Source organism: Methylocaldum sp., assembly GCF_039794385.1.
In the GTDB taxonomy this organism is placed as follows: domain Bacteria; phylum Pseudomonadota; class Gammaproteobacteria; order Methylococcales; family Methylococcaceae; genus Methylocaldum.
Window position 1 is genome coordinate 1 of the sequence record NZ_JBDIVO010000024.1, and the last position, 13193, is coordinate 13193.

13 protein-coding genes are annotated in these 13193 nt (G+C 56.2%); 2 read left to right on the forward strand and 11 right to left on the reverse strand.

The genetic code is table 11. The features are described 5' to 3' along the window. Window positions 1-79: 79 nt before the first annotated feature. A complete protein-coding gene (gene rlmE / locus ABJK70_RS03935; protein WP_240502477.1) occupies window positions 80-703 on the reverse strand; it encodes a 23S rRNA (uridine(2552)-2'-O)-methyltransferase RlmE in 624 nt (207 codons plus the stop codon). A gap of 45 nt (window positions 704-748) precedes the next feature. Here rlmE and yhbY point away from each other — a divergent pair, with 45 nt between their 5' ends. Further along, window positions 749-1021 (forward strand): ribosome assembly RNA-binding protein YhbY, encoded by a 273-nt coding sequence (yhbY, locus tag ABJK70_RS03940; protein WP_240502471.1) that lies wholly within the window; start codon window positions 749-751, stop codon window positions 1019-1021. Here yhbY and greA read toward each other — a convergent pair whose 3' ends face one another. From greA to ABJK70_RS03975, 7 genes are all read right to left on the reverse strand, one after another. Then, window positions 1022-1498, reverse strand: coding sequence for a transcription elongation factor GreA (gene greA, locus ABJK70_RS03945; protein ID WP_077729873.1), 477 nt, complete (start codon window positions 1496-1498; stop codon window positions 1022-1024). It abuts the gene before it with no gap. Window positions 1499-1517: 19 nt separating this feature from the next. Next, complete coding sequence (gene carB / locus ABJK70_RS03950) at window positions 1518-4742, reverse strand: carbamoyl-phosphate synthase large subunit (protein WP_086135026.1); 3225 nt, start codon at window positions 4740-4742, stop codon at window positions 1518-1520. 60 nt (window positions 4743-4802) lie between these two features. Next, window positions 4803-5963 (reverse strand): glutamine-hydrolyzing carbamoyl-phosphate synthase small subunit, encoded by a 1161-nt coding sequence (carA, locus tag ABJK70_RS03955; RefSeq protein ID WP_347257431.1) that lies wholly within the window; start codon window positions 5961-5963, stop codon window positions 4803-4805. 163 nt (window positions 5964-6126) lie between these two features. Beyond that, entirely contained in the window at window positions 6127-6363 is a 237-nt protein-coding gene (locus ABJK70_RS03960; protein ID WP_077729876.1) for a CDGSH iron-sulfur domain-containing protein, read from the reverse strand. A 188-nt stretch (window positions 6364-6551) separates the two neighbouring features. Further along, the gene (locus ABJK70_RS03965) at window positions 6552-7622 is read right to left on the reverse strand and encodes a homoserine O-succinyltransferase (protein WP_086135024.1); all 1071 of its coding nucleotides are present in this window, start codon (window positions 7620-7622) and stop codon (window positions 6552-6554) included. A gap of 33 nt (window positions 7623-7655) precedes the next feature. Continuing rightward, window positions 7656-8495 (reverse strand): ATPase, encoded by an 840-nt coding sequence (locus ABJK70_RS03970; protein ID WP_086135023.1) that lies wholly within the window; start codon window positions 8493-8495, stop codon window positions 7656-7658. A gap of 31 nt (window positions 8496-8526) precedes the next feature. Then, window positions 8527-8922: a group II truncated hemoglobin gene (locus ABJK70_RS03975; protein WP_077729879.1), complete on the reverse strand. Its 396-nt coding sequence runs from the start codon at window positions 8920-8922 to the stop codon at window positions 8527-8529. Window positions 8923-9299: 377 nt separating this feature from the next. On the opposite strand from ABJK70_RS03975, the gene ABJK70_RS03980 reads away from it, so the two are divergent. Continuing rightward, a complete protein-coding gene (locus ABJK70_RS03980; protein WP_240502472.1) occupies window positions 9300-9965 on the forward strand; it encodes a helix-turn-helix domain-containing protein in 666 nt (221 codons plus the stop codon). Between the two features lie 184 nt (window positions 9966-10149). Here ABJK70_RS03980 and ABJK70_RS03985 read toward each other — a convergent pair whose 3' ends face one another. The 3 genes from ABJK70_RS03985 to ABJK70_RS03995 all read right to left on the reverse strand — a co-directional run bounded on the left by ABJK70_RS03985 (window position 10150) and on the right by ABJK70_RS03995 (window position 13186). Further along, window positions 10150-10596, reverse strand: coding sequence for a plastocyanin/azurin family copper-binding protein (locus ABJK70_RS03985; RefSeq protein WP_077729881.1), 447 nt, complete (start codon window positions 10594-10596; stop codon window positions 10150-10152). A 203-nt stretch (window positions 10597-10799) separates the two neighbouring features. Next, the gene (locus ABJK70_RS03990; RefSeq protein WP_077729882.1) at window positions 10800-11885 is read right to left on the reverse strand and encodes an AI-2E family transporter; all 1086 of its coding nucleotides are present in this window, start codon (window positions 11883-11885) and stop codon (window positions 10800-10802) included. Between the two features lie 47 nt (window positions 11886-11932). Then, window positions 11933-13186: a D-alanyl-D-alanine carboxypeptidase gene (locus ABJK70_RS03995; RefSeq protein WP_077729883.1), complete on the reverse strand. Its 1254-nt coding sequence runs from the start codon at window positions 13184-13186 to the stop codon at window positions 11933-11935. Window positions 13187-13193 lie beyond the last annotated feature (7 nt).

Below are 13193 nucleotides of genomic sequence, written 5' to 3' on the forward strand. Positions count from 1 at the left end.
CTAAAGGCCCGTTTGCGATTGGAAGGTCGCGACTAAAGCGACGTTTGCGATTGGAGGAGAGTGAGAAATGCGGGTTAATCTACGATTTTCTCGACTTGGCCACCAAATAGACTTCGGGGCTTCGATCCCGCGAAGCTTTGGGTTTTCGCACCGACACCTTGCCGAACATCTGGCGGGATTTCCGCACGAAGTCGTCGAAGTCGGGTCCTTGGAACAGCTTGGCCACGAAGCTCCCGCCGGGCTTGAGGAGCTGTTCGGCGGTATCGAGAGCCAATTCGGCGAGATACATCGCTCTTGCCTGATCCACAACGCGTGCGCCGCTCATGTTGGGCGCCATATCGGACAAGATCAGGTCGACCGGCCGGCCCTCCAGTTTCGCCTGCAACTGCTCCAATACGGATTCTTCCCGAAAATCGCCCTGAATTGCGGTCACACCCGGAATCGCTTCCATCGGCAGAAGATCAAGCGCTATAATTTCGCCGCTTTTTCCGATCCGCTCCGCTGCGTACTGGGACCAACCGCCCGGCGCGGCTCCCAAGTCCAGCACCACCATGCCCGGCTTGAACAAGTGCTCCCGCTCGTCCAATTCTTTCAGCTTAAACACCGCCCGTGAGCGGTAGCCAAGCGCTTGGGCTTGTTTTACATATTCGTCGGAAAAGTGTTCGGCCAGCCAACGACGGCTGCTTCGACTACGCGGCATAATCTAATGTACGGCCAAATTGAATCCCAGTTCCCGAGGAAATCCGAGTTGAAATCTGATTATAAGAAATTCTTGCGTGCCAAGGCCCATTCCCTGAAACCCGTCGTCATCACCGGCCAGGCGGGAATCACACCCGCCGTATTGAACGAGATCGGTTTAGCCTTGGACCATCATGAATTGATCAAGGTGCGGGTGAACGCCGCCGACCGAGAAGAACGCCGCGAGATGACCGCCCAGATCTGCGGAGAACTGGGCGCCGAATTGATTCAATCGATCGGCCATATCATCACGCTTTATCGGCAAAATCCTGACAAGAAATAACTAAATATATTTGACCGAGCAAACTTCGAATTCCCTTACGCCACCCGGCGCCTGTACCGTCGCGACATCGCCCTCCCGCTTGCCGATCAGCGCCCGGGCGATGGGCGAGGTGATGGAGATCAGTCCTTCCTTGATATTGGCTTCATCCTCGCCGACGATTTGGTAAGTCACCGAATCGCCGCTGCCCATGTCTTCAAGCTCGACCGTGGCCCCAAAAACCACCTTGCCCCCGGCATTGAGCGTCGTCACATCGATGATTTGAGCGTGCGCCAACTTGGCCTCGATTTCCTTGATCCGGCCTTCGGTAAATCCCTGTTGCTCGCGCGCCGCGTGATATTCCGCGTTTTCCTTCAAATCGCCGTGCGACCGAGCCTCGGCGATGGCTTCGATAATCCTCGGGCGCATGACTGTCTTAAGGTGGTTAAGCTCTTCGCGCAGCTTTTCTGCCCCACGGGCGGTCAGTGGAACTTTATTCATAGTTGCGTTTCCTCAAAAGTCACACTTTGCAGAATTCCTGGTGCAAATCCTGTAGGCGATTGACATCGCCGGCATCCAGTTCGCTAAGGGCGGAACAGGTGGCACGGGCACCGGAAATAGTAGTCGTGTAGGTAATCTGCTGTTGCAGTGCCTGGCGCCGAATGGTGAATGAATCGGCAATGGCTTTCTTGCCTTCGGTCGTGTTGATGATGAACTGGAGTTCGTCGTTCTTGATCATATCCACGATATGCGGCCGCCCCTCGTAAACCTTGTTCACGGTGATGCAAGGTATGCCGGCGTCTTCTAGCACTCTCGCCGATCCGCGCGTGGCCACTAATCGGAAACCTTTGGCCAGAAGATCTCGGGCTATCGGGATGACCTTGGACTTGTCGCTCTCCCTCACACTGATCAGCACATTGCCGCTGTGGGCCAGTTTTACGCTGGCGGCGCGCTGCGCTTTGGCGTAAGCCTCGCCGAACGTGACTCCCACGCCCATCACTTCGCCGGTGGACTTCATTTCCGGGCCGAGCAGCGGGTCCACGCCGGGGAATTTGATGAAGGGAAACACCGCCTCTTTGACCGAGTAATACTCGGGGATGCGTTCCTCAAAGATGCCTTGTTCGTCCAGACTTTTTCCCACCATACAGCGGGCCGCGATCTTGGCCAGCGGATAGCCGGTGGCCTTGGATACGAACGGAACGGTACGCGAAGCGCGCGGATTGACTTCCAGAATGAAAATTTCTTCGCCCTTGATGGCGAACTGGGTGTTCATGAGCCCCACAACGCCCAGGGCCTCGGCAAGCTGACGAACCTGTTCGCGCACCCGAGTCTGAAGCTCGGGGCTCAAATCATACGGCGGAATCGAGCACGCCGAATCGCCGGAATGCACGCCCGCCTGCTCGATATGCTGCATCAGTCCGCCGATCAGGACTCGTTTTCCGTCGCATATGGCGTCGACGTCCATTTCGATGGCATCGTCCAGGAACCGGTCCAACAGCACCGGCGACTCGTTGGAAACGCTCACCGCCTCGCGCATGTAGCGCCCCAGGTCCTCGTCGTTGAACACGATTTCCATGGCCCGCCCGCCCAATACATAAGAGGGCCGAACCACCAGCGGATAGCCGATTTCGTTCGCGCAGCGCATGGCTTCGTCCAGGGAACGCGCGGTGCGGTTGGGCGGCTGTTTGAGATTTAGGCGATCGACCAGCTTTTGGAAACGCTCCCGGTCTTCCGCCAGGTCGATGGAATCGGGCGACGTGCCGATAATGGGCGCATCGGCCGCCTCCAGCGCCCGCGCCAGCTTCAGCGGCGTCTGGCCACCGTACTGGACGATGACCCCGGCTGGTTTTTCCAGATCAATGATCTCCAGCACGTCTTCCAGCGTGAGCGGTTCGAAATAGAGCCGGTCGGACGTGTCGAAGTCGGTGGAGACCGTTTCCGGGTTGCAGTTGATCATGATGGTTTCGTAACCATCTTCACGCAGCGCCATCGCGGCGTGCACGCAGCAGTAGTCGAATTCGATGCCCTGACCGATGCGATTGGGTCCGCCGCCCAAAACGATGATTTTCTTCCGCTCGGTAGGATTCGCCTCGCATTCTTCCTCATAAGTGGAATAAAGGTAGGCCGTTGCCGTGGCGAACTCCGCCGCACAAGAATCGATGCGCTTGTAAACCGGACGGATGCCATGCTTGTGGCGCACGGCCCGGACTTCCGACTCGGCGCTGCCCAACAGCGCCGCGAGACGCGAATCGGCGAACCCTTTGCGTTTTAAAGCGAACAGTTCTTCCGAAGACAGCGTGGCCAAGGTGCGCTTCGCCAGTCCCATTTCTTCCTGCACCAACTCCTCGATCTGGGCCAGGAACCACGGGTCGACGCGGCAATGGGCATGCACCTCGTCCAACATCCATCCCGCCCGGAAAGCGTCGGCGATATAGAAGATGCGCTCGGGTCCGGGATGACGAAGCTCCCGAAGAAGAATATTGCCGGCATCCTCGGCGGAAACGTCGAGCTTTCCGACCAGACCGTCCACGCCGGTTTCCAGGCTGCGCAGGGCTTTTTGCAGAGACTCCTGGAAGGTGCGGCCTATGGCCATGGCCTCGCCGACCGACTTCATTTGGGTCGTCAGCCGATCGTCCGCCTGCGGAAACTTTTCGAACGCGAACCGGGGCACCTTGGTGACCACGTAATCGATGGTCGGCTCGAACGAGGCCGGCGTCGCGCCTCCGGTGATCTCGTTCCTGAGTTCGTCCAGCGTATAGCCGACCGCCAGTTTGGCAGCAACCTTGGCGATCGGGAATCCGGTCGCCTTGGACGCCAGGGCCGAGGAACGGCTCACGCGGGGATTCATCTCGATGACGATCATACGCCCGTCCTTGGGGTTAATCGCGAACTGTACGTTGGAACCGCCGGTGTCGACTCCGATCTCGCGCAGCACCGCGATGGAGGCGTCGCGCATGATCTGGTATTCCTTGTCCGTCAGGGTCTGCGCCGGGGCGACGGTGATGGAGTCGCCGGTATGGACTCCCATGGGATCCAGATTCTCGATGGAGCAGATGATGATGCAGTTGTCCTTGCGGTCGCGCACCACTTCCATCTCGAACTCTTTCCAGCCCAGCACCGATTCCTCGATGAGAAGCTCGTGGGTCGGCGAAAGTTCCAGGCCGCGTTCGCAAATTTCGACGAATTCCTGTCGGTTGTAGGCGATGCCGCCGCCCGAACCGCCCAGCGTGAATGAAGGACGGATGATGGCCGGAAAGCCGATTTCGTCCAGACAGGCGAGCGCTTCTTCCAGGCTGTGGGCAACGCCGGAACGGGCCGAGCCCAGACCGATCTTGGTCATGGCCTGCTTGAATTTTTCCCGGTCTTCGGCCTTGTCGATGGCTTCCTTGGAGGCTCCGATCATCTGTACGCCGAATTTCTCCAGCACCCCGTTACGGTCCAGATCGAGCGCGCAATTCAGCGCGGTCTGTCCGCCCATGGTCGGCAACAGTGCGTCCGGCCGCTCCTTCTCGATGATTTTGGCGACGGTCTGCCAGTCTATAGGCTCGATGTAGGTGGCATCGGCCATCTCCGGATCGGTCATGATGGTGGCCGGGTTGGAGTTGACCAGGATCACCCGGTAGCCCTCTTCCTTTAGTGCCTTGCACGCCTGTGCGCCGGAATAGTCGAACTCGCAGGCCTGCCCGATGACGATGGGACCGGCGCCGAGTAAAAGGATGGACTGAATGTCGGTTCTTTTAGGCATGAAGCGTTGTATCGTTGATCTATGTCTGAGCGAAAGCCGTTCCGGACTGTGCGAAAAAACTCAACCTGCGGGTACCGTGCGTGCGGACCGGCCGTCCTGGCGACAGGCCATGCTTTCGATAAAGCGGTCGAACAACGGCGTCAGGTCGTGCGGTCCGGGACTGGCCTCGGGATGGCCTTGAAAACTGAAGGCCGGGCGATCGGCCAGCTCGATACCTTGCAAGCTGCCGTCGAAGAGCGAACGGTAAGTCGGCCGCACGTTTCCTGGAAGACTCCGTTCGTCCACGGCGAAGCCGTGATTTTGGCTCGTGATCAATACGCGACCGGTATCCAGTTCCTGAACGGGGTGGTTGGCGCCGTGGTGACCGAACTTCATCTTCATCGTCCTCGCGCCGCTTGCCAAAGCTAACAACTGATGGCCGAGACATATACCGAATACCGGAATCTGGATGTCCAGAAACTCCCGGATTGCTTGGATGGCGTAATCGCAGGGCTCGGGATCGCCCGGTCCGTTCGATAAGAAGATTCCGTCCGGGTTCAATGCCAGAACCTCACGGGCCGATGCCGTGGCCGGAACTACCGTCAAGCGGCAACCCCTGTCGGCGAGAAGGCGAAGAATATTGCGTTTGACGCCGAAATCATATGCGACCACATGGAAGCGATTCTGATCGAGTTCGCCGTATCCCTGCCCGAGCTGCCAGGACGTTTCCGACCACGCATAGCTTTGTCGTGCGGTGACCTCCTTGGCCAGGTCCATGCCTTGCAGCCCCGGAAATTCCCGCGCTTTGGCGACGGCATAATCCGGGTCGATCTCTTTACCGGCGATAAGGCAACCGCGCTGGGCTCCCTTGTCGCGAAGAGTGCGGGTCAGTTTCCGTGTGTCGATTCCGGCAATGCCAACCACCCTATTTTCTTTCAGATACTCCGGGAGACCCTTGTCGGCCCGCCAATTGCTCAAGCGCGTCGGCACGTCGCGAACAACCAGTCCGCTGGCATACACGCCCCCCGACTCCACGTCTTCACGGTTGATGCCGACGTTACCGATGTGCGGATACGTGAGCGTTACGATTTGGCGGGCATAGGATGGGTCCGTCAGGATTTCCTGGTAGCCGGTTATGGACGTGTTGAAAACCACTTCACCGACGGAACAATCTTCTGCTCCGATGGATATACCCCGAAAAACGGTGCCGTCTTCCAAGGCCAGCAATGCGAGCGTGTTCAATTTGTGTCACCTTAGACATGCAAAACGGGAGGGACCATATGGTCCGTCCCGTTGCTGTTATTCGTGGATATCGCTAATTTAACGGGGATTTTACGAAAAATGGGCATCTGCTGTCTATGAGGGTCAGTCAACCGTCCGGTCGACGCCCCGCCCTTCGGAGTCTTCACAATCGGCTGTGGGTTCCGTCGCACATGGGTTGCTTATCGGTATGCTTGCAGCCGCAGAGCCAGACTTTCTTTGCCTCGGCAAGTTCGAAAACTACTGGCGAAAACTCCGTTCCCTTATGGGAACCATCGCAAAACGGTTGCTTGGCGGATCGCCCGCAGGCACACCACCAGTATTTACCCGGCGCTAGATCCATGGCGTACGGGGCCTTCTGAGGGATGGTCGGTTCGGACATGGCTATCTCCTGTTCTCGTTCTAAGGGCAAAGAAGGTGACATAAATAGGCCTGATCTGTCATCAGTCTGGATAATCCATGATCAGTTTTCGAGCGGCCGGAGTTCGCCGTACGTGCGCCCCATCGTCCCGAGTTTCGGAGATACGACTCGGAACGACTAATCGCGGTTCCGCACAGAGCCACGCCGAATCATATTCTTAGCCCCAGAGGATTATCGGGATCGATATGGTCCATAAACGGTTTACGGCGGTCCTGATCGGTGACTTGGTAAATACACCCCAACCAATTGTTGAACACCGCTTTCGCAGTATCCCGCCAAGTGTTGTCCAAATGCCGGATCACCTCCTCTTCGGGAAACTCCGGAGGCGTTTTGCCAAGGCGCCGGGCGCTTCGGAGATGTTGACCGTATTCGTTAAGTACACCGCCCACGTCCAAATTGAAATAATGTTCCGGAAACGGCGGATAATCCTCGCGTTCTCCGTGGTAGTGGCGCATCACTTCGCGCTTGTACTCCTTCAGCAGGCTGATCGTGTCGTACTCCGGATGCCCTTGGAAATAGACTACGCGGAACAGGTCCGGGCTCACCGCGAGATGGACGCCCGCCTCCTCGCTTTCAACCAGAACTTTAAGCCCGGCAGCTTCCATATCTTCCCGAAAAATTTCATTGTAACGGGAGTGAGGCACGTCGAAACGGGTATTGATGTCGGCAACCAAAGGATGGCGCCGCTCGACCACTCGGTGGGAATAGACTCCCCAACGCTTGAAGCCCAAATGAGTGCGCTCTACGCCGTGGCAATACTGAAACAGCGCATGGGTCGCGAGACACGAACATAAAATGGACGTGACGTTCTGCTTCGCCCAGTCGAACACTTCGGTCAACGGTTGCCAGAACGCCTCCTCAGGAAGATGCGGATGAGTGACGTTCGCGCCGCTCACGATCAGCCCGTCGAGCCCATCGCGTTTGATTTGCCCGAAGGTCTCGTAATAGCGGTCGATATGGTTTTGCGCCTGTTCGCTCCGCTGTATGCCTTCGATCGTGAACGGATGCATGTGAAACTGCACGATCGGATTGGCGGCCCCAACCAGGCGAAAAAATTGCCGCTCGGTCGCCTCCAGAGCCGAATCCGGCATCATATTGAGAAGCCCGATATGCATTTCTCGGATGTCCTGATGGCGAGCGCGCTCGACCGAGAGGATTTCCTGCCCCTCCTCCCTCAAGCGCCTGAACGTGGGCAATTCGGTGTGCGCTACCAAAGGCATGTCTTCAAGCTCTCCGAAACTGAATTAACGCGATCAGCGCCCCAAGGCGTCCATGATGAGACGAATGAAATCGTTCTCACCTCGAACGTTCGCAATCTCATTGGCATCGACGGTGTAGCCGTATTCGTCGGCGATGGCCTGGTAATTGGGCAAGCGCGCGCGGAACAGCCGGGGAAACACCCAGGAAACGAATTCGTCCGGCGGGATATCCTCGATGGCCGAATAGGCTTTTTCCGCCATGAATTCGGCGAGTTGCCGGTCCAGAAACTCTTCCCGATAGTACAGCGGCTTGGGATCGCGTTGAGCGCGCTCGATTAGAAGATGCTCCAATTCCGGAGTGGTCTTGATATACAGAATAATCGTGTGCTCGGCGAGAATCCTGATGGTTTCCGGATCTTCCAGTTCGCAGACGCTGCCGCCCGCGTCATTGATGAAATGCTTGTAGCCGTAGATAGAGTCGACCTTTTCGATAAATTCCGGCACGTCGCGCATGGCGGCGATTTCGGCCTGCCGGTGCAGGGCCTGACGACGCTTGAACTCGGCCGGAGTGAGTCCGCCCTTCGCCGGATCGCCGATTTTCCCGAGGAACGTCGAAACCGGCGCCAAGTTGTCTACGGTGATGTTGCTGCGGATATAAATCGAATCGGAACGCAGCAAATCGCGCAAGAACGGCACGTCCATGGCTTGCCGCTTGATATTGTCGAGAATCGGCTCATCCAAATACCGGGTGCCGATTCGATAGTCGCCGGAGTAATGGAACCACGTCTTCTTGGGCAAACTATTGGCCAGCGTCGTTTTGCCGACGCCGGACATGCCCAGCAGCGTGATGCGTTTGGTCTCCCAGTCCAAGAACGCCTTGGGGCTCATTCTCATGGTATGTTCCGTGTCAGTGTGTAATGAGCGGTTACTCGCCCCGGTTGATCATGTGAGTCGCAGTCTGCGCGAATGCCCGGGCCAGAGACTCGCGCAAAGCGGGGTCCAGGGGCATATCGTCGAGAGCCTTATACATACAAAGCAGCCATTGATCCCGTTCCTTCGTGCCGATAGAAAACGGAAAATGCCGCATCCGAAGGCGCGGATGCCCGAACTCCTCCTGAAAAAGATCGGGACCTCCCAGCCAACCGGACAGAAACTTGAACAGCTTGTCTTTCGAACCGGCCAAATCCGCAGGATGCATCGCTCGAATATCGAGAGCTTCCGGCATTACATCCATGTACCCGTAAAATCTTTCCACCAGTTCCCGAACGGCGCTCTCGCCGCCGACGAGTTGGTAAGGGGTCATTACGTCGGGGGGATTCATCATAATTCCGATACGTCAAAAATCGCGCGAATTTTAACAGGTTCGGTTCCTGAGCGGTTTAACTCGATCGGGCGGTCTCCCCAATTTGAGATGATATGTTTAATATAAAACACCGCGAGCGAATCAACCGCGCTAGCGATACACGCTGGTTATCCGCTTGATGACTTGACGCAAGGCCATCGCCTCGCGATTATGGGCGCTCATGCGATGGAATACGCGGCTTGAGCAACTATTAGCATCCGCCTCCGACTTGTTACCAATCGTCAAAAACTGCAAACGGTTTATCCCGGCTGATTATCCGTCCAATCGAACTCGTGACCACAACACCTTCGCTCGACCTTAAGACGAAACTGCAAGTTACCTGTCAAAATTGCAGTTTGACTTCATTGTGCATTCCTCGGGGATTAGCCCAGGAGGATATCGAACGCATCAGCCGCATCGTCGCTCGTAAGAAAACCTTACAACGAGGCGAGCATCTCTTCCGCGAGGGCGACAAGTTCCGCGGGGTCATCGCGATCAAGGGAGGAACGGCCAAGACCGTCATTTACGACGCGCAAGGCTACGAATACATCACCGGCTTGCTGTTACCGGGGGAACTATTAGGTTTCGACGCACTGGCCACGAATCACCACAAGTGCTCTGCAATCGCGCTCGAAACCTTGAGCTACTGCGAACTTCCCGCCAATCAACTCGACCAATTGTGCCACGAAGTACCGAATTTGCTGCGGGAACTTTTCCGCCATGCCAGCGCCAAGCTGGACGAGGAAACGGATCAAGTAATTGTCAACAAGCGCGCGGCAGAAGACCGGGTTGCCATGTTTATCCTGAATCTGTCCGACCGCCTTCGAAAACGCGGCTTTTCGCCGGTGGACTTCAATCTCACCCTTACTCGTCAGGAAATAGGCAATTTTTTGGGATTAGCACTCGAGACGGTCAGCCGTACCTTGCGGAATCTAGAAGATGCCGGGCTGATTACGGTCCGCCATAAACATATCCGTATACTGGATCTAGAGGCATTGAGAGCCACATATACCCACCGCTGATTCAGCCTAACCGCATTTTCAACAAGCCCGAATAATTCGGATCTTCGCGGGACGGCAATGTCCCTAGCGTCACGGGATACCGGCCGGCAACCCATAGAGAAATATCGCCTCACAAGACCTAAACGAAAAAAGGCGCGCAGAGCTGAACTCGGCGCGCCTTTAAATAGAGACTGAAAAAGGATAATTATTTCTTCTCAGACTCTTTGAATTTCGTTAGAAGACCTTTCGCAGGCTTCGCTTCTTTAACGGTATCGGCAACCTGAAGGTATTTTTCTACCGTAGCGTCCAGATCAGCCGGTTGGCCCACTACCATCACGGCGCCCATGCGAGCACCCCAGTGCGGCGGACATTTGAAGACGTACAGACCCTCTTTCTCGACGGCATAGTCGTAATCGGCGCCCATAGCGGACAGCATTTTCGGAGCCCCTTCCGGCCACATGCCTTCTACGCTCTCCACGAAATGGGTCGCCATATTGCGGAACGAAATAACATCGCCAACTTTAGCGTGAATAAACTCGGGCGCGAATTTCACACCTTGGCCTTTTACTTCGATCGTCTCCGCGTTAACGGCGGCCGATGCCAGCATCGCCACACCCGCCACAGCAAGCATCGCTTTCTTAGCAAAAATCATTACATAACCTCCAACACTACTGTTTTTCGTTCTCACGGATACCAGGCAAATCGGACAACAAACCCTGTTTTGCCAAAGCCGTTTTCCTGAACTGATCCGATATATCACCGTACACCGCGGCGCAGGATGATACACCAATTTGGCTTAATTAGCTATGAATGATATTTAAGCCTGCGCATCGAAAACCGTATTTCCACGGCTCATCAGCCGAACTGTCCGGAATTTCCCTCAGAAGAGTCGTCGCCGTACAGATCGCTCATTTTATAAAAGCCATGAATATGCCGAATCATCACCATGATTACCGAAGCAACGGGCAATGCGAGCAACACCCCTAGGAAACCAAACAGCTGACCGCCCGCCAGAACAGCAAAAATGACCGCGACGGGATGCAGTCCGATCTTATTTCCTATCAGCCACGGGGTTAACCAAACGCCCTCAAGCATTTGGCCTACGCCGAATACAGCCAAAACCGGGACGATCGACCACAAATCTCCGAATTGTGCCAACGCCGCTATCGATGCAGCCACCACGCCGGAGATGGAACCCGCATACGGTATGAAACTGATCAGCCCGGAAAACATGCCGATAAGAAGCGCCAAGTCCAGTCCGGCCAGCCATAATCCGATACTGTAAATCGTGCCCAGAGCGGCCATGACCGCAAACTGACCTCGAAACACGGCACTCAACACTTCATCCGATTCTTCCGCCAATATGACGACAACCGGCGCCCAGCGACGGGGCAAGAGATCGTGGACACGGGCGACTATGTCATCCCAGTCCCTCAGCAGATAAAAGATGACCACCGGAATCAGCACCAGATTCATCAGCCACGAGATGACTACGGCGCCGGAATGCGACAAAGAGGACAGCACAGTGGTCGCCACCCCTCCCGCCTGCTGCCAATGCCCGCTCAAAACCCCGGCCACCTGTTCCAGATCGACAAACTTGATGCGGACTCCTAAATGTTTTTGCACCCAAGGGACAACGGACGTTTTAAACCAGCGGGTGTATGCGGGGAGATTATCGATGAACCGGCTGATCTGCTCCTCTAACATTGGGATGATCAGCAGAAGCACTAGACCGATAACTAAAACAATGACTGCAAACACGACGATGACGGCATTTTGACGTTTTAGTCCGAGCGCTTCCAAACGGTCGGCAAGGGGATCGCTCAGGTAGGCTATCAGCGCGCCGGCCACAAAAGGCGTCAAAATGGGCATCAATAAATAAATCAGCCAGCCGACTGCGAGAATGCCGGCTACTGCCATGCATTTGTTCAAATTAGCCATCCCCGCCCTGTTAACGTTTCACGAATATGACAAGCACCGGCGTCGACTCACCTAGACGAACGCCCCGAAACGCATTCTATGCGTTTACGTTTGAGCGCCTGACAGGCCGCGGTTGCGTCCTCCTTCGTCATTCCGTTGAAAATGGCCAGATAGAGCTTTTTTCTGCCCTGTGAGCGCGCGGTCACCGTTGCACGTGCATGACGAAGCGGATATGGAGCGAGCTTCAAAGCCTTCGACAGCCGCTGTTCCGCCGGCTTTTCGGCGGAAAATGTGCCCACACGAATGTGCCAGGCCTGCTTTCCACGATTGGTGCCCGATTTCTCGCGTCCATCTCCTTCATCGGCGGAGCGCCTGTTGCCTCCCGCTAACTTGACGTTTTTCTTTCCGCCCGACTTCTCGACCGACCGTTCAGGCAATTTTGGACGCGAGAGTAAAGCAGGCGGTTCCGGTTGGTCAAAGGAGGCCGTACGCACCTCGTATTCCAATCCGTTGAGCTGCGCAAAGCCGTAGTCGAGTATATCCTGCATATGGGCATCCCTCGCCGAAGCGCTGGTTCCGCCAAAAACTACCCCTATCAGCCGTTGACCGCCTCGCCGCGCCGATGCAACGAGGTTAAAACCGGACGCATTGACGAACCCGGTCTTGATCCCGTCCGTTCCCGGATAGTTTTTCAGGAGATGGTTGTGATTATGAAAGCTACGGCCCTCGAACTGGAACTGGGTCGTAGAGAAGTAGGGATAGTACTGGGGAAAATGTTTGTACAGGGACTTCCCGAGCCGGAACTGGTCCCAAGCCGTCGTGACTTGATTGGGATCGGGCAAGCCGGACGCATTCCGGTAGACGGTGCGCTCCATGCCCAGCTCGCGAGCTTTCTCGGTCATCAGCTGCGCGAACGCGGACTCGGAACCGGCCATTCCTTCGGCGATCACCGCCGCCGCATCATTTGCGGACCGGGTTACCAAAGCCAATATGCCTTGCTCGACCGTGATCGTATCGCCTGATTTCAACCCCAATCGCGACGGGGGACGAAGAACCGCAAACCGGGACGCCCGAAATAGGGTATCGGAAGAAAGGCGTCCGTTAGCCAAAGCTTCGAAGACCAGATAAAGCGTCATCATCTTGGTGAGCGATGCCGGATGCCTCAACTCGTCGGCATTCCGCTCGAACAGTGGACGCTCGGATTCGACTTCCACCACCAGCGCCGCATAAGGACCGGCCTCCGCTCGATGAGCGAAGGAAAAGCCAGTCGCCAAGACCAATAAAGCCAAGACCAAGAGGTGATTGTGCTCAATCCAATGCATCGTTATC